The sequence below is a fragment of the Nonomuraea sp. NPDC050394 genome (assembly GCF_044459065.1).
In the GTDB taxonomy this organism is placed as follows: domain Bacteria; phylum Actinomycetota; class Actinomycetes; order Streptosporangiales; family Streptosporangiaceae; genus Nonomuraea.
Genome location: NZ_JBITIO010000005.1, coordinates 514,175 through 530,452 on the forward strand (window position 1 = coordinate 514,175; position 16,278 = coordinate 530,452).

Genomic DNA, 16,278 nt, shown 5'->3' on the forward strand with positions numbered 1-16,278 from the left:
ATGCCAATGTGCTGGTCGTACTCGCCATCGCCGCGCTCGCCATTCTCGCCTGCGTGGTGCTGGTCTCCCTCGGTAGGGGCGGTGAGCTGACCGAGTTCCCGCCTGACGTCCCGCCGCTCGATCTGCCCGAGTCCGGGCAACTGACGGCGGTTGACTTCATGGCGCTGCATCTGCCGGTCAACCTGGTCGGATATCACACGCAGAGCGTGGATGAGACGCTGCGGCGCGCCGCCGGTGCCATCAGCGCGCGCGACACCAGGATCGCCGTGCTGGAGCAGCGGGTCTCGGAGCTGCTGTCCAGCAGGCTGCAGGCCCGGCAGGAGGTGTACGCCGCCCCGGGCGCCGGGCTCCGCACCGAGCACGAGCCGCCGGTCGTCGAGCGTGAGCTGGCCGAGGAAGGCGACGATCCCGAGGCGCCGGACGAGCCCGCCGTACCGGCGCCCGCGCCGGAGGACGAGGCGGAGAAGCAGCCCACGGCCACCGACGTGCTCGTCCACAAGGCGAAGGAGCCGGAGGACGGGGCCGCGTGAGCGAGGTGATCCGCTGCTGGTGGACCGGCATGACGGACCCGGTGTACATCGCCTACCACGACGAGGAGTGGGGACGCCCGGTCCACGGCGACGACAAGGTGTTCGAGCGGGTGTCGCTGGAGGCGTTCCAGTCCGGGCTGTCGTGGCTGACGATCCTGCGCAAGCGCGAGAACTTCCGCGCCGCCTTCGACGGGTTCGCGATCGAGAAGGTGGCCGCCTACACCGAGCGTGACATGGAGCGCCTGCTCGGCGACGCGGGCATCGTGCGCAACCGGGCGAAGGTCGAGGCGGTCATCGCCAATGCCCGAGCCGCGCTCGACCTGCCGGACGGGCTGTCGGAGCTGGTGTGGCGGCACGCCGACCCTGACTCCCCGGTGCCCAAGGCGATGGGCGACGTCCCGGCCATCACCCCCGGCTCCAAGGCGCTGGCCAAGGAGCTGAAGAAGCACGGCTTCCGCTTCGTCGGCCCGACCACCGCCTACGCGCTGATGCAGGCCATCGGCCTGGTCAACGACCACCTAGCCGACTGCGTCGTCAGGACCGGGCGACGCTGACCGTGTCGCCGTCGGGGAAGGTGATCTCGACGGCGTCCTCGCTCACCTCGACGCCGATGGCGTCTCGAAGGGCCGTCGGGTGTACGGCGTCGCCCGACAGCACCACCAGCGTCACGTGTGTCCCCGGGCTGTCCGCCTCCAGCCGGGGCGTGGCCGAGTGCGGGCCGAAGGCGTTGGCCTCGACGTCGCGGACGACGGTGGCGTGCTGCCAGCCGTACAGGCCGATGAGCGCGGAGGTGAGCCCGTCCGCCCGCCGCGCCAGCGCCCACCCGGCCCCGGTCACGACCGCGGGCGGCGAGGCGTCGGCGAGCGCGTAGCCGCCCTCCCGCACCGTGGAGCCGTCCGGCGCGGCGATGGCGTGGACGCGGATCTCCCACGGGCCGCGCACGACCGACGTGGTGGTGACGCGGTCACCGCCGGGGCTCTCGTAGTAGGAGGAGGCGGTCCGGCCCTCGCAGGTCAGCGGGTGGATGGAGCCTCTGGGGGAGGCGGGCGAGACGGTGATGTGGTTGTCGGCGGCCCGGCCGTGGTCGGGGCCGGTGCGGGTGGAGTAGGCGAGCCGTGCGTAATGGGGATCGTCGGGCGGGGCGCCGTGATCGCTGCCGTGGTTGACCAGCCGGACCAGGCCGTCGTGCCGGGTGCCGTGCAGGAGCAGGCCGGTCGCGGGGACGGCGGCCACGACGTCGTGCTCGTCCAGCGGCAGCGCCTGCTCGCGCTCGGTCCACACCGGGTGCTCCGGAGGCAGGAGCAGCCCCAGGAAGCCCTTCGACGCCCAGTAGGGAGAGGCGGGCCCCGAGTACGACTGCGTGGCCGGTAGGAACGTGTCGTACCAGCCGAGCGACAGCAGGCCGCGTGAGTCCGGCACCCCGCGCTCGACGAAGTGCCGGACCACGGACGAGGTCAGCTTCCGCGTCTGCCCGGCCGACAGAGGGCTGGCGTCGGCCAGCGCGCCCATCCAGACGGGCGCGAGGGCGGCGAAGCGGTAGGCCAGCGACCGGCCCTGGTGCACGGGCGCGCCATCCGACCCGAAAAAGTGCTGATAAGTCGTCAAGAAGGTGTGGAGGCGGTCCCGGTACACCTCGCCCGACGCCCCCGACATCCGCGTCCACATGAGCGGATACAGGTGCAGTGCCCACCCGCAGTAATAGTCGAAGTTGCGGGTGCCGCCGTCGGTGTACCAGCCGTCGCCGACGTACCACTCCTCGATCCGCGCCAGCCCCCGGTCGATCTCCTCCTGCCGGTACGGCCCGCCCACCGACTTGAGAAACTCCTCCGACACGGTCTGGAACAACATCCAGTTGTTGTCCCAGGTCCGCTTGCCCACGAACCCGCCCAGCCATTCGGCCACCCGCTCCCGTACCGAGGAGTCGAGCCGGTCCCAGAGCCAGGCCCGCGTCTCGTGCAGCCCGATCGCGATCGAGGCGGCCTCGACCATCTGCTGCGAGCAGTCGGTCAGCACCGGCCAGGAGTCGGGGGCCGAGGGGTCGGTCCCGGCGGCCAGGCCGTCGGCGTAGCGCTCGATCAGGCCGGGCGGCGCCTCTCCCTTGGCCCCCGCGATCCGGAAGGCGGCCAGCAGGAAGGTGCGGGCGAAGCCTTCCAGCCCGTCCGAGCGCACCCCGGACCAGCTGGCCCGCCCCGGGAGGTCGTAGCGGGCCATGCCCGGCGAGGCGTACGGCACGACGGCGTCGAGCAACTGGTCGGCCACCGCCTCCCAATGGGCGCGGGTCCAGCCGGTGCGCGGGGAGAGGATGCGGTCGGTGGGCGGGAGGTTCAGGGGGAAAGAAGGGGTCATGTCCTGCCGATCGCCAGTTCTGCGGTGTACGTCCGGCCACCGGAGCCGGACAGGTTTACGGTGAGGGCCGCATTCCTTCCCAGGGTGACCGCCACCGAATCGTCGGCCCTGATCACGCGGTGCGCGGGTCGTCCGAGGGCGAGCCGTACCGTGGGGACCGTGCGGCCGGGGTCGGCTACGGCCACCCGGATACGGCCCGCGGCCTGCCGTACCAGGACCGTGCAGGGCGCGTCGGCGCTCACTCCGCCCGCGGCGCCCGCGCTCCAGAACGTGGCGGCGAACAGCCGCCCGCCGCCCGCCGAGCGGCCAGAGGCGACGACCGCCTGCACGGACGCGGTGTTGGCCAGCACCTTCACCCGGTCGAACGCCCACGTCTGCGCGGCCCCGGCGTTGGGCAGGACGGCGTAGGCGTAGTCCGCGCCCGCGGGGTCGCTGCCGTGGTCCAGCCAGAGCGTCACGTAGTCGCGCGCGACCGGGTCCGCGGTGCCGCCGGTGCCGGGGCCGTCGTCGATGGCCCGCCAGGTGTCGGTCCTGCGCTCACGCAGCGCGCGCAGCTCGCCGGGAGCCAGCAGGACGTAACCCCCGACCCCCCGCAGGTGAGCCCGGCCGCCGTGCCGGGTGAGCCGGGCCGTGGTGCCGCGGTTGTCGACGATCGTCTCGACGGTCCGGTGGTCGGTGCTGGTGATGCCGGCGCCCAGGCAGACCACCGCGTCGTCCAGGCAGACCCAGCTCTTCCTGGCCGTCAGCGTCGTTCCCGCGGCCATCAGGTCGAGGCTCGCGACGCCGTAGCCGTCGATCGTGGTGCCGCCGGCCCAGGCGTTGGCCGGGCGGAAGGTTCCGGTGCCGCTGACCGAGACGGCCGGGTCGCGGTGGCGGGTGTCCACGGTCGTGCCGGCGAGGCGGTAGGAGTTCACGGTGGGCCAGTAGTCGGCGCTGTAGTGGTCCCGGCCTTCGGCACCGTCGGTGTAGAGGTAGGTGGCGCCGTCGCCCTGGTACCAGGCGCGGTAGTTCTCGCCGTTGCCGCATTCGTACATGGCGATCCGCCTGGAGGACAGGCTGATCGCGAACGACCATCCGGGCCTGCGGTGCACGATCCGGTCCATCGCGGCGAACACGTGGTGCCCGGACGGCCGAGGTGCCGCCACCACGGACCGGTCGGCCAGCAGCGCCCTGGCCCGTGCGGTCGCTGGCACGTCGGCCAGCTCCAGGAACCTGCCTCGGCTCACCCACCCCTTGGCCAGCTCACGGAAGCGCGCGGCGTAGGCGGCGGGCGCCCCGGCGGCCAGTTGCAGCACGGCGTCCACGGTGTCCCGCCCGGCGTGCTGGTCGCGCCCGAACTGCCTGGCCACCGCCCGCCCGCGCACGCTGTCCATCATCAGGCCGTCGTGGATCCACGGCGCGAAGGTACGCTCGACCGCGTCGAGGATCACCGTCTCGTTCGGATCGCGCACCTCCCACGCCGACCCGCCGAGCAGCCCGAGCGCCGCGCTGACCGACTGCAGCAGCACCACGCCGTAGGAACCGGTGTAGGCAACCACGTCGTGCTGGACGAACGAGCCGTCGGCGTGGAAGCCGTCGCCGTCGCTCACGTAGGCGAACAGCGAGCGCCGCCCGCCGTCGCGCACGTCGGACAGGCCGTCGCGGGCCAGCGCCAGCTTGGCGGCGTCCTCGCCGGCGATGCCGCGCAGCGCGACGATCAGCGCCTTGTCGGCGCGGTTGGCGCCGGTCTCGGCGAAGTCCGTGAGGTTGGTACGCCGGTCCGGGTTGGGACAGAACCGGTCCACCGCCCGGATCCACGCCGCCCGCCGGCCGGGGCTGACGAGGTCGTGCAGCAGCAGGCAGGTGTCCATGAGCGCGCGGGGGGCGCCGATCTCCCAGTGCCACCAGTTGCCGGTCTCACGCTTGGTCTCGTTGTAGGAGCGTTCGTACAGGAGGTCCAGGCCGGCGAGGACGTCTTCGGCCAGGGCGGCGTCGCCGTACCGGGCGGTGCCCTTGGTCGCCCAGGCGAGGGCGAGCGTGCGCAGCCGCTGGTAGCTGGCCGCGATGTCGGCGCTCGCCCCGGTCAGCGGAAGGTCCGCCCACAGGAAGGTACGGCCGGCCGCCCGCTCCATCGCCGCGCTCCACCCCGCCGCCGCGGCGTCCAGCCGCCCGAGCGGGGCCGCGAAGGCCGGATCCGCCGGATCGAACGGCCCTCCGGCCAGCATGGCGACCGCCTTGGCCCGCAACGCCGCGAACTCGCTCGAACCGGCGGCCGGTCCCGCGGCGGCGGCCGGGTCTGTGCGTGTCAGGATCGGCGTCGCGATCACGCCCGCCAGCAGCGTCCGGCGGGTGATCATTCGCTCAGCCCGGACGGGTCGGCGGCGGGCAGGCCGAGCTCCGCCACCCTGTCCAGCCACTCCCGCGTCAGCGGCGCGCCCCACCGGGTCCAGAAGCCGCCCAGGTCCCGCCCGGCGATCCGCGAGGTGTAGACGGCCAGGTATCCCCACCGCTTCGCGGTCTCGGTCCAGTCCGACGGCGGGTTCTCGGCCCGCACGAGCCGGTGCAGCCGGGGCCAGAACTCCTCGGTGAAGGCCAGCTCAAGCTGCCGGAACGGCACGAGCTTCTCGAACGCCCCGAGCTTGGTGAAGTCCGCCACCGGCAGCTTCGGCAGCGCGCTCTGGTACGGCGTCAGCCCCGTCTTGGCATCCGGCTTGGTGAGGTTGGACTGCTGCCCCAGCGCCCGCTGCGCGGCCAGCGAGTAGATGTTGACCGTCACCTCGGTCAGGTCGCCCGGCTTGTAGGCCATCTGCTGATGCTGGTGGCCGAGCTCGTGGTAGACGCCCCAGCCGCGCGTGCGCAGCCCGTCCACGGTGAGGAGCCGGTCCAGGTACGTGCGCGGGTAGGCGGTCCAGCCGTGGGTGGCGTACGCGCCGGCGCCCGTGGGCATCCGCGGCGCCTCCACCAGGTGGAACGGCAGCGGACTTCGCTCGCGCGCCCGCAGCCCCGAGATGGCGGCGTGCGCGTCGATGATCGACTCAAGCAGGCGCAGGTGCGCGGCGTGGTCCTGCTGGCGCCACTGCAGGATGCCCTCGCGGGTGACGGTGACGATGGCGCGCCCGGAGACCAGTTCGGCCTGCGGCACGCCGGTGAGCCGGTCGAGCTGGGCCTGGAAGCCCGCCTCCGTGGTCCGTCCGAGCCTGAATACCGGCGCGTCCAGCCCGCCGCTCACGAACCTGACCCTGGCCTGCTCGCCCGAGCCGATCATGGACAGGTAGATCATGCCGCCCCCGGCGTCCTCGACGGTGTTGACGCCGGAGGTGAGCGGGTAGGCGCGCGGGTTCTTGTAGGCGACGTCGGGGTGGGTGTCGGGCGCGCCGACGTGCAGCGTGGGCACGAGCCCGTCCTTGGCGGTCACCTCGACGGTCAGCTTGGCGGCCGCGGGCAGGTAGACACCGGTGTGGTGGAAGTCCGTGGTGCGCAACGCCTGTTGCAGCCGCAGCCGCTCGCTCTCGGCCGCGACCCGCCCGCGGACGACCACGGTACGGCGGGCGGTCCCCGCGACCCGATCGGCGGACAGAGCGTCGCCGGACAACGCTCCCCCCGAGGAGGCACCGCCTGAAGAGGCGCCTCCCGTCGACGGGTCCGGTGGGCGGGTGGCCGATGCGGCGGCGGCCAGTAAGGGGGAGGCCGCGAGGGCGCCGGTGAGGGTGAGGAAGCCACGTCGTGGGAGGTTTCGCATCGGGTTCTCCTTGGCAGGGCCGTATGCCGCCCGAGCTTGAAAGCGCTTACTAGGCTCCGTCAAGGCTTTCCGGAACTTTCTACCGGTTTCTATCGGCGACCTGCGGCTTTTCTGCCTCGTGGAGCCGCAAGCGGTTTCGGCGCGGCCACGGATTCCCTGACCACGATGCTGGTCCCGACCCGGGTGCTGGTCTGTACGGGGGACAGGTAGTCGCTGCCGTCGGAGACGCCGAGGGCCAGCCGTACGGCCTGGCGGCCCATCTCCTCCAGCGGGATGCGCACGGTCGTCAGCCGGGGACGGAGCTCCTGGGCGAGCGGGACGTCGTCATAGCCCACGACGGACATGTCGCCCGGCACCGTGAGCCCGGCCGCCTCCAGCGCCTGCATCGCCCCGGCCGCGACGTTGTCGTTGGCCGCGAAGATCGCGGTGAAGTCGGTGCCCTCGGCCAGCAGTTCCCTGACGCGCTCGTAGCCGAAGCGGCGGCTGAGCGGGCCCGGCTGGACGAGGTCGTCGGCGTAGTCCAGCCCGCGCAGTTCCAGCGCGCGCCGGTGCCCGGCCAGGCGGGCGACGGTGGTGGAGAAGAGCGCGGGGCCGCCCAGGAACAGGATGCGCCGGTGCCCCTGGGTGATCAGGTGGTCGGTGACGGCGAAGGCGCCGCCCTCGTTGTCGTACTCGACGACCTTGGTCGGCACGTCGCCCCCCACCGACGGCCGTCCGCACAGCACGAGCGTGGAGCCGCTGGCGTGCAGGGCGCGGGCCCGGCGGCCGACCTGGGTGGCGTAGGCGCGGTCCTCGTAGGCGCCGCCGACCAGGATGACCGCGTCGGCCCGCTGCTCGTGCAGCAGGTCGATGAGCGCCAGTTCCTGCTCGTGGCTGCCCTGGGTGCAGCAGATGATGCAGAGCCTGCCCTGCGCGGTGGCCTCGCGCTCCACTCCGCGGGCGATGAAGGCGTAGAACGGGTCGATCACGTCGTTGATGATGATCCCGACGGTCCTGTTCGTCGCTCCGGCCAGGGCGCGGGCGTGCGCGTTGGCCACGTAGCCCAGTTCGCTGATGGCCGCTTCCACCCTGGCGCGCGTCAACTCGGCCACCGGGTAGTTGCGGTTGATCACCCGAGAGACGGTCGCGCTGGACACGCCGGCGAGTCTGGCCACGTCGGCGATGGTCGCCTCGGTCACGGGCCCTCCCTTGTCACTCACGCTATTCTGCCCAGTTCGTCGATGTGGATCTCGTGCCTCAGCGGCCGGCCCGAGCAGTAGCGCGCCACCTCGTCAAGCGCCGAGTCGGCCAGCCTGGCCAGTTCGCCGCCCTGGGCTCCGGCCAGGTGCGGCGTGACGAAGACGTTGGGCAGCGCGAAGAACGGGTGGCCGGGCGGCAGCGGCTCGGGATCGCTGACGTCGAGTATCGCGTCGAGCCTGCCGCTCGTCACCTCCTCGGCCAGTGCGAGCGTGTCCACGAGCGCGCCGCGGGCGGTGTTGACGAGCACGGCGCCGTCGCGCATCAGCGCGAGCCGGTCGCGGCCGATCATCCGGTGCGTCTCCGGGGTGTCCGGCGCGTGCAGGGTGACCACGTGCGAGCGGCGTACCAGGGTGTCGAGGTCGGTCAGCCGTCCGCCCAGCGCCGCGGCCTCGCCCGGATCGGCGTACGGGTCGTAGACCAGCACCTCGGCGTCGAGGTTGCGCAGCAGCGCGAGCACCCGCCTGCCGATGCGCGACATGCCGACGACGCCGATCGTGATCCGGTGCGTGCCCAGCCACGGCATGCCGGAGAAATCCCGCCTGCTGCCCTGGGTGCGGTAGCGATGGGCCATCGTGAACGCCCGCTTCGCCCCGAACACGATCGCCGCGAAGGTGAACTCGGCCACCGGGATCGCGTTCGCGTCGGCCGCGCTGGAGACGCGTACGCTGCGCAGCACCACCGGGTCCAGAAACGTCTTCACGGTGCCCGCGGCGTGCGCGATCAGCCGCAGTCCCGGCGCCGCCCGGAGCAGCCGCTCGTCGAACGGCGGGCAGTCCCAGCCGGTCACGAGCACCTCCGTCTCCGCCAGGACCTTCTCGTCGACCTCGTGCATGACCTCGTCGTGGAGGTCGACCAGGCGGGCCAGCCGGTCGAGGGCGCCCCCGCTGAAGACCGACTCGCGCACGCCGGGCCCCATGGCCAGGGCGGCACGCGGTCTTCGGCTCTCTTCCCGCACGTGTTTCGCTCCCCGATAGTAAGCGCGTTCTATGAACTTGAGGCCGCACGCTAGGCCCTGCCTGCGATCCAGTCAAGCGATCTGGGCTTTCGCCCGGGAGGGTCTTGACGAATGGGGAAAACGCTTACTACGGTCACGGCCAATCGGAGGGACGACGCATGACGACTTCATCGCAACCGCGTGCCGCCGTGACGCCCCGCCGTGTCGCAACCGGTACGGCGGGCGCCGCGCCACGCAGGCTGCCTCTGCGCAAACGGATCTGGCGTGACCGGGTCATGCTGCTGCTGACCCTGCCGGGGCTGGTGTACTTCCTGGTCTTCCACTACGCCCCGCTCATCGGGTACGTGGTGGCGTTCAAGGACTACCAGCCGTACGTGGGCTTCATCGACAGCCCGTGGATCGGCCTGGCCAACTTCGAGCTGGTCTTCGGCGACAGCCGGTTCTGGACCTCCGTGATCAACACTCTGAAGATCACACTCACCCAGCTCGTGCTCTTCTTCCCGGCGCCCATCGCCCTGGCCCTGCTGCTCAACAGCGTGATCAGCGACAAGGTCCGCAGGTTCGTGCAGAGCGTGGTCTACCTGCCGCACTTCATCGGCTGGGTGATCATCGTCTCGATCTTCCAGCAGATCCTCGGCGGCGCCGGCGTGCTGCCCAACCTGCTGGAGAGCGTGGGCCTGCCCCGGGTCGACGTCATGACGAACCCGGACACCTTCCCGCTGCTCGTGACGCTGCAGGTGCTCTGGAAGGACGCCGGCTGGGGAACGATCATCTTCCTGGCCGCGCTGCTCTCCATCAACCAGGAGCTCTACGAGGCGGCGGCCATGGACGGCGCGGGCCGCTGGCGCCGGCTCTGGCACGTCACGCTGCCCGGCATCACGCCGATCATCGTGCTGCTGCTCATCCTCAACCTCGGCAGCATCCTGTCGGTCGGCTTCGAACAGATCCTGCTCCAGCGCGACGCGGTCGGGGCCGAGTCGGCCGAGGTGCTGGACACGTTCGTCTACTTCAACGGCATCCAGGACGGCCAGTGGGGCCCGGCCGCGGCGGTGGGCCTGATCAAGGCGATCGTCGGCGCGGCCCTCGTGCTCGGCGCGAACAAGGTGGCGCACCTGCTGGGCCACGAGGGGGTGTACCGCGGTGCGGCCAAGTGAGCGTCCGGCCTGGATGGAACGGCCCGGCAAGGTGGGCCTGGCGGTCAAGGGCGCGATCCTGCTCGGCGTGAGCCTGCTGGTGATCTACCCGTTCGTCGGGGTGATCGGCACCAGCCTCTCGACCGAGACCGACATCGCCAAGGCCGGTGGCTTCGTGCTGCTGCCGTCCGCGCCGCAGCTCGACGCCTACCGGGCGATCTTCGAGGGCGGCACGGTCACCCGCGCGCTGCTCGTGAGCGTGCTCGTGACCGGCATCGGCACGCTGGCCAGCCTCGCCGCCACGATCGGCATGGCCTACGGGCTCAGCCGCCGCGAGGTCACCGGTTCGCGGGCCATCCTGGTCGTGGCGCTGTTCACGATGTTGTTCAACCCGGGCATCATCGCCGGATTCCTGACCGTCCAGCAGCTCGGCCTGCTCAACACCTTCGCCGCACTCGTCCTGCCCAGCCTGGTCAGCGCCTTCAACCTGGTCGTCCTGCGCTCGTTCTTCATGAACCTGCCCGGCGAGCTGCTGGAGAGCGCCCGCATGGACGGCGCCGGCGACCTGCGCATCCTCGTCCGGATCGTGCTGCCGCTGTCCAAGGCGGTGATCGCGGTGATTGCCCTGTTCTACGCGGTGGCGTACTGGAACGCCTTCTTCAACGCCCTTCTCTACCTCGACGACACCGAGAAGTGGCCGCTGCCGATGATCCTGCGCATGTTCGTGCTCCAGGGCCGGACGCTGGAGAGCCTCGGCGGCGCCGCGGAAGCGCCCGCCCCCGTCCAGGCCATCCAGATGGCGGTGCTCGTGGTGGCGGTCGTGCCGATCCTCATCGTCTATCCCTTCCTCCAGCGCTACTTCACCAAGGGCGTGCTCACCGGCGCCATCAAGGGCTGAACCCCCCACCCGAAGGAAGATCCACATGAACCTCTCCAGGCGCGGCTTCCTCGGCCTCGCCGCGGGCGTGGCCGTCACGTCGCTGGCGAGCGCCTGCGGCGGCGGCGCGCAGGCGCCCGCGACGAAGGCCCAGGGCCTCACGGTCAAGCTGCCGACCCACACGCCGCTGTCCTCGATCCCCAAGCCCGACCTTCCCGGGACCGCGGCGGGCGTGCCCGACGCGTACTTCACCTACCCGAAGGAGCTGTTCAAGGCGGTCCAGAAGCCGCCCATGTCCGGCGGCCAGGTGAAGATCGCGATGAAGACGTTCCTGCCGCCGCCGCCCGGCCGCGAGCAGAACGCGGCCTGGCGGGAGATGGAGAAGCGGCTCGGCGGCACGGCCGACGTCATGATCGTGCCCACCGACGACTGGCCGACGAAGTTCTCCACGCTGGTCGCGGGCGGCAACCTGCCCGACATCTTCCCCTACATCTCCACCCAGGGCGTCAACAACCTGCCCGCCTTCGCCGCCAGCCAGTGCGCCGACCTGACGCCGTTCCTGTCGGGGGACAAGGTCAAGGAGTACCCGAACCTGGCCGCGCTGCCCGAGGTCTTCTGGAAGCAGGGCATCATCGGCGGCAAGCTCTACGGCGTGCCCGTGCCGCGCAACCTCGTCGGCGGCCTCGGCTTCTACCGGCACGAGATGTTCGCCCAGGCCGGCGTCACCGACCTGGCCCAGATCACCGACCTCGACCGCTTCGCGGAACTGCTCAAGGAGCTGACCAGGCCCCAGGAACGGCGCTGGGCGATCGTCACCGCCACCGGCGGCGTCTTCGGCCTGTCGATCTTCACCCAGATGTTCGGCGTGCCGCTGGAATGGCGCCTGGACAAGGCGAGCGGCAAGCTCACCCACGCCATCGAGACCGAGGAGTACCGGGCGGCGCTGGAGTACGTGATCAAGCTGCGCGAGGCCGGCGTCATCTACCCGGGCTCGGAGGGCTTCGACACGCTCAAGCGCAAGAACGAGTTCAACTCCGGCCGCGCCGCCATCACCTACGACGGCCTGCCCGCCTACCTGGGCCCCGGCAACTATTTGCAGACCCAGAAGAAGATCGACCCCAAGGCCGACCCGCGCCCGCTGCTGCCCATCGGCGCCAAGGCCGTGACGTTCGCCAACAACGTCGTCTTCTCCACCAACCTGCTGAAGAAGGCCGACGAGGCCCGGGTCAAGGAACTGCTGCGCGTGGCCGACTTCTTCGCCGCGCCGTTCGGCAGCGAGGAGTTCACGCTCATCCAGTACGGCCTGGCGGGCACCGACCACACCCGCGACGACCAGGGCAACCCGATCCTGACCGACCAGGGCGCCAAGGACATCACCGTCCCGTGGAAGTACATCGCCGCGCCCACCCAGGCCGTCTACGACCCCACCTCGCGAGACGGCGTCGAGCACCTGCACGCGGCACTGTCGAAGATGATCCCCCAGGCGGTCTACGACCCGACCACCGGCATGTTCTCCCCGACCGCCGAGAACAAGTTCGAGTCGCTCTACACCATGCGCAACGACAAGGTCACCTCCATCGTCGCCGGCCGGGCCAAGCTGAGCGAACTGGACCAGCTCGTCAAGGACTGGCGGGCGCAGGGCGGCGACAAGATCCGGGCCGAGTTCGAGCAGGCGCTCCAGCAGTCGAACGGTCCTCGATGAAGGTCTTCCACGTCGCCCAGGGCCACTCCCTGGAAACCGCCCGCGACCAGGTACGGCAGGCCGTGGCGGCAGGCATCGGCCACGACATCGAGATCCGGCTGTTCGGCGGCCTCCACCGGCTGACCCGCCCCCTGACCCTGGACGAGCGCGACAGCGCCCCCGAGGGCCGCACGATCACCTGGACCGCCGAGCCGGGCGAGAAGCCGGTGCTGTCCGGCGGAGTACGCCTGACCGGCTGGCGCCGGGAAGCGGACCGCTGGGTCACCGAGGCGCCGGACGGCGTGTCGCCCCGGCAGCTGTTCGTGGGAGGGGTACGGGCGGTGCGCGCCCGCAGCGAGCCCCGCCTCGCGGCGGACGGGGAGATCACCAAGGACGGCATGACCGGCGCGATGGCCGCCGGCGTGGCCGCCTGGTCCGATCCGGGCAACGCCTCGGCGGTCATCCGGGTGCGCTGGCGCAACTACCACTGCCGCGTCGACAGGGTCGAGGGCGACCGCATCGTCTTCGCCCGGCCGTGCTGGGCCAACGCGGCCTCCGGCACCGGCCGGACCGGGCCCGCCTGGGACTTCACGACCGTGGACGCCACCCGCCACACCAAGGTGGTCTATTTCGAGAACGCCATCGAGCTGCTCGACCGGCCGGGCGAGTTCGTCTACGACCGCGGCAGCCGTACCGTCACCTATCTGCCGCGCGCGGGGGAGAGCCCCGAGGACGTCGTCGCGCCCGCGGCCGGGACGCTGCTGCGGATCGAGGGCGCGGCGCGGGTGCGCGTGCGCGGGCTGGCCTTCGAACATGCCGCCTACCGGCAGCCGGACACCGAAGAGGGCTACGCGGGCACGCAGGCCGGGCTCACGCTGACCGGCGCCACCGGCCCGGCCGGCCACGCCGGCCGCCACTACACCAAGCCCGCGGCGGCGCTCGTGGTCCGCGGCGGGCGGGAGATCGCGGTCGAGGACTGCGTGTTCACGCGGCTCGGCGGCGCGGGTGTGATCTTCGAGGCGGGCACCAAGGACTCCTCGATCACCGGCTCCACCTTCGCCGACCTGTCCTCCGGCGCCGTCTACGTCGGCGACACCGAGCCGAACCCGCCCGCGGAGCTGCGCGGCGAACGCAACACCGTGGCCCGTAACGTCATCAGCCGGGCGGGCGTGGAGTTCACCGACGCGGTGGGGATCTGGGCCGGGTACGAGAGCTCGCTGGTCGTGGACCACAACACGCTGGAGCACCTGCCGTACTCGGGGATCTCGGTCGGCTGGGGCTGGAACCAGCCCGAGGCGCAGAAGCCCGACATGCGCGACAACAAGCTGACGAACAACCGGATCACCGACGTCATGCTCGTCGAGCACGGCCAGCACGACGGCGGCGCCATCTACACCCAGGGCCCGCAGCCCGGCACGGTGATCAGCGGCAACTACGTCAACCGCTCCGCCTACGGCAACACCGAGCGCGACGGCAACGGCGTCTATCTGGACGAGCAGAGCTCCCACATCCGCGTCGAGGGCAACGTGATCACCCGCGTCGGCTACAAGTGGATCTCCAACTGGGCCGAGTACGGCATCGGCAACCTCGTCACCGGCAACTGGACCGACACCGACGCCCCGCCGCTGTCCGGCCGCGACTCGCGCACGGAGCACAACCACACCGCTCTGGAACGGCTCCCGCCCGAAGCCCTGGACGTGGCCACACGAGCCGGAGCCACACCGGGAGAGGTCGAGCGACTGGCCCCCGACCTGGCCCGGGGAAGGCCCGCCACCCAGTCGTCCACCGAATCTCCGGCCGCCAACGCCGTGGACGGCTCCACCACCACCGACAGCAGGACGGCGGGCGAACCCGGCGCCTGGTGGCAGGTCGACCTCGGCGCCACCCTGCCGCTCACCGAGGTGGAGATCTGGAACGACGCCGCGATGACCACCTCCGGCTTCGACGTCGTCCTGGCCACGCGGGCCGACCTGTCCGACGCCCGGCGTGTCCACGTGCCGGGCAAGGCGCTGCGGCCCTCGTTCGTGCCGCTCACCGGCGAGGCCCGCTACGTCCGCCTCCAGCGCGCGGACACCGGCGGGATCGGCCTGGCCGAGGTCAGAGTTCGCTAGGCAGGCGGCGCCAGTACTGCTTCCTGCCCTCCTCGCGCACCACCAGATCCAGCCGGGCCAGCTCGGTCCGCAGCTCGTCGGCGTCGTCCTTCTGGTCCTTCTCCAGGGCCACCTGCCTGGCCCTGAAGAAGGCGTGGGCGGCGGCGTCCAGGTCGGGGTGCCCGTCGGCCCACAGCCGGAACTCCGCCCGCGCCGGATCGCCGGCGACCCACGGATAGCCGCGGGCCTGGAAGGCCCGCTCGATGTCGGCCCGCCGGGGCAGGTCGCCGCGGGTCCTGACCAGTTCCTCGGTCCGGTGGCCCTGGACGACGACGTGCCCGCCGTCGAGGAAGACGGCCGCCGCGTCGGCCCTGCGCGCCTCCCATCGCCGCTCGCCGTGCGTGAAGACGGCCCGCGTGTCGTCCACCGCGATCCCCAGGTGGTCGGCGATGATCAGGAACGCCAGTACCAGCCCGGCCACGGCCCCCAGCCCGAGCGCGCCCATCGTCGCGTACGGCTCCGCCAGCCCCGCCAGCAACCTGATCGGCTTCTCGAACGGCACCCACGGCCAGGTCGCCGCCCATTCGATGAGCGCCTTCACCAGCCACAGCACCCCCGCCCCCAGCAGCGGCCCGCCCGCCCAGACCAGGACGCGGTGCAGGGCGGGAATCGTCACGACGGTCTGGTCAGAAGCAGGCATCAGCGAAGTTCGGCTTTCTTTCCGGCAAGAATGATCAGCACGACCACGCCCAGGGCGAAGGCCGTGTTGTGGCCCAGTTTGGCGGCCGTGGAGACGTCCCCGAGCGGCTGGGTGACGAACGCGCCCGCGGCCTGGGCCAGCAGCGCGGCGCCCGCCGCGGCGAGCCGGTGGACCTGCCCCCAGCCCGTCCGCCTCGACCACAGCGCGAGAAGCACGGCCAGCACCGCGAGCCGCCCGGCGTAGACGGCGAACCCGGCCCAGCCGACCAGGGAGGTCGTCCACTCCAGAACCTGGGAGATCGACATGAGAACGAACGTCACCCCGCCGACCATCCACGGACCGGGCGCGGGCCGGGGATCCGTGGGCCCCGGCCGCGTCCTGACCGCGAACGCCACCGCGATCAGCGCCAGGACCACCGCGCCCGCCCCGGCCAGCTGCCCCGTGGACGGGACGAAGTCCTCGGTCTCCAGATGCCACCGGACCACGAACCACGCGGCGCCCGCGAACGCCACCGCCGTGACGACCGTCCCCGGCCACCCCAGCCACGGCGTGGTCCTGCGTTCCGGCCTCATGAACGACTCCACGATCGCGATCGGCGCGCAGATGCTGAAGACCACGTGCCCGGCCACCCAGTGCAGCGACAGGTACGCCCCGATGCCGAGCTGCGGGATGTAGGTGGGCTCCAGCATCGGCGCCAGGTACGGGATGTCGCGGTAGGACGGGTTGAACATCGCCTGGTCGATCAGGCCGGGCTGAAGCACGCCGAAGGCCGCCGCCAGCAGGAACATCGTGGGCCAGCCCCGGCCGGCCCTGCGGGCGCCCTCGCGGATGAGGAGGGCGGCGGCGCCGTACAGGGGGACGAAGACGAACAGGCCGCCGAGCAGCTCGCCGACGTCGCCCGTGGAGGTGTCGTAGCCGCTGAGGTACTCGGCGCAGGCCGGAGCCAGGAGCAACAACCCCAGCGCCGGTGGCAGGCCTTTGAGTGACATGCCCACGACGCTAGGGACGG

Annotated in this window: 13 protein-coding genes; 6 read left to right on the top strand and 7 right to left on the bottom strand. The window is 71.7% G+C overall.

Going from position 1 to position 16,278, the window contains the following annotated elements:
• Nucleotides 1-8: 8 nt before the first annotated feature.
• Together ACIBKY_RS23300 and ACIBKY_RS23305 are read left to right on the top strand one after the other, a co-directional pair.
• Nucleotides 9-530, top strand: coding sequence for a hypothetical protein (locus tag ACIBKY_RS23300; protein WP_397099258.1), 522 nt, complete (start codon nt 9-11; stop codon nt 528-530).
• Entirely contained in the window at nt 527-1,084 is a 558-nt protein-coding gene (locus ACIBKY_RS23305) for a DNA-3-methyladenine glycosylase I (protein ID WP_397099260.1), read from the top strand. Before ACIBKY_RS23300 ends, ACIBKY_RS23305 begins: the two co-directional genes overlap by 4 nt.
• Here ACIBKY_RS23305 and ACIBKY_RS23310 read toward each other — a convergent pair.
• The 5 genes from ACIBKY_RS23310 to ACIBKY_RS23330 all read right to left on the bottom strand — a co-directional run bounded on the left by ACIBKY_RS23310 (nt 1,065) and on the right by ACIBKY_RS23330 (nt 8,788).
• Nucleotides 1,065-2,876 (bottom strand): DUF2264 domain-containing protein, encoded by a 1,812-nt coding sequence (locus tag ACIBKY_RS23310; protein ID WP_397099262.1) that lies wholly within the window; start codon nt 2,874-2,876, stop codon nt 1,065-1,067. The genes ACIBKY_RS23305 and ACIBKY_RS23310 overlap by 20 nt on opposite strands.
• Complete coding sequence (locus ACIBKY_RS23315) at nt 2,873-5,212, bottom strand: polysaccharide lyase 8 family protein (RefSeq protein ID WP_397099264.1); 2,340 nt, start codon at nt 5,210-5,212, stop codon at nt 2,873-2,875. The genes ACIBKY_RS23310 and ACIBKY_RS23315 overlap by 4 nt, the downstream gene beginning before the upstream one ends.
• Complete coding sequence (locus ACIBKY_RS23320; RefSeq protein ID WP_397099266.1) at nt 5,209-6,594, bottom strand: M60 family metallopeptidase; 1,386 nt, start codon at nt 6,592-6,594, stop codon at nt 5,209-5,211. Before ACIBKY_RS23320 ends, ACIBKY_RS23315 begins: the two co-directional genes overlap by 4 nt.
• A gap of 89 nt (nt 6,595-6,683) precedes the next feature.
• Nucleotides 6,684-7,772, bottom strand: coding sequence for a LacI family DNA-binding transcriptional regulator (locus ACIBKY_RS23325; protein WP_397099268.1), 1,089 nt, complete (start codon nt 7,770-7,772; stop codon nt 6,684-6,686).
• 17 nt (nt 7,773-7,789) lie between these two features.
• Nucleotides 7,790-8,788, bottom strand: coding sequence for a hydroxyacid dehydrogenase (locus tag ACIBKY_RS23330; protein WP_397099270.1), 999 nt, complete (start codon nt 8,786-8,788; stop codon nt 7,790-7,792).
• A gap of 158 nt (nt 8,789-8,946) precedes the next feature.
• Between ACIBKY_RS23330 and ACIBKY_RS23335 the strand changes: the two genes are divergently transcribed.
• Genes ACIBKY_RS23335 through ACIBKY_RS23350 form a run of 4 tightly spaced genes read left to right on the top strand, consistent with a single transcriptional unit; the run spans nt 8,947 to nt 14,590 of the window.
• Entirely contained in the window at nt 8,947-9,942 is a 996-nt protein-coding gene (locus ACIBKY_RS23335) for an ABC transporter permease (RefSeq protein ID WP_397099272.1), read from the top strand.
• Nucleotides 9,929-10,819, top strand: coding sequence for a carbohydrate ABC transporter permease (locus ACIBKY_RS23340; protein WP_397099274.1), 891 nt, complete (start codon nt 9,929-9,931; stop codon nt 10,817-10,819). The genes ACIBKY_RS23335 and ACIBKY_RS23340 overlap by 14 nt, the downstream gene beginning before the upstream one ends.
• Nucleotides 10,820-10,844: 25 nt before the next feature.
• Entirely contained in the window at nt 10,845-12,500 is a 1,656-nt protein-coding gene (locus ACIBKY_RS23345; protein WP_397099276.1) for an extracellular solute-binding protein, read from the top strand.
• Nucleotides 12,497-14,590, top strand: coding sequence for a right-handed parallel beta-helix repeat-containing protein (locus ACIBKY_RS23350; protein ID WP_397099277.1), 2,094 nt, complete (start codon nt 12,497-12,499; stop codon nt 14,588-14,590). Before ACIBKY_RS23345 ends, ACIBKY_RS23350 begins: the two co-directional genes overlap by 4 nt.
• On the opposite strand, the gene ACIBKY_RS23355 is transcribed toward ACIBKY_RS23350, so the two are convergent.
• Together ACIBKY_RS23355 and ACIBKY_RS23360 are read right to left on the bottom strand one after the other, a co-directional pair.
• Entirely contained in the window at nt 14,577-15,269 is a 693-nt protein-coding gene (locus tag ACIBKY_RS23355; protein ID WP_397099279.1) for a hypothetical protein, read from the bottom strand. The genes ACIBKY_RS23350 and ACIBKY_RS23355 overlap by 14 nt on opposite strands.
• Nucleotides 15,269-16,258: a hypothetical protein gene (locus tag ACIBKY_RS23360; RefSeq protein WP_397099281.1), complete on the bottom strand. Its 990-nt coding sequence runs from the start codon at nt 16,256-16,258 to the stop codon at nt 15,269-15,271. The genes ACIBKY_RS23355 and ACIBKY_RS23360 overlap by 1 nt, the downstream gene beginning before the upstream one ends.
• Nucleotides 16,259-16,278 lie beyond the last annotated feature (20 nt).

Bases quoted from the DNA above. Each gene is read 5' to 3' on its own strand.
- ACIBKY_RS23310 (WP_397099262.1), bottom strand. From the start codon at position 2,876: ATGACCCCTTCTTTCCCCCTGAACCTCCCGCCCACCGACCGCATCCTC.
- ACIBKY_RS23315 (WP_397099264.1), bottom strand. From the start codon at position 5,212: ATGATCACCCGCCGGACGCTGCTGGCGGGCGTGATCGCGACGCCGATC.
- ACIBKY_RS23320 (WP_397099266.1), bottom strand. From the start codon at position 6,594: ATGCGAAACCTCCCACGACGTGGCTTCCTCACCCTCACCGGCGCCCTC.
- ACIBKY_RS23335 (WP_397099272.1), top strand. From the start codon at position 8,947: ATGACGACTTCATCGCAACCGCGTGCCGCCGTGACGCCCCGCCGTGTC.
- ACIBKY_RS23345 (WP_397099276.1), top strand. From the start codon at position 10,845: ATGAACCTCTCCAGGCGCGGCTTCCTCGGCCTCGCCGCGGGCGTGGCC.
- ACIBKY_RS23350 (WP_397099277.1), top strand. From the start codon at position 12,497: ATGAAGGTCTTCCACGTCGCCCAGGGCCACTCCCTGGAAACCGCCCGC.
- ACIBKY_RS23355 (WP_397099279.1), bottom strand. From the start codon at position 15,269: ATGCCTGCTTCTGACCAGACCGTCGTGACGATTCCCGCCCTGCACCGC.
- ACIBKY_RS23360 (WP_397099281.1), bottom strand. From the start codon at position 16,258: ATGTCACTCAAAGGCCTGCCACCGGCGCTGGGGTTGTTGCTCCTGGCT.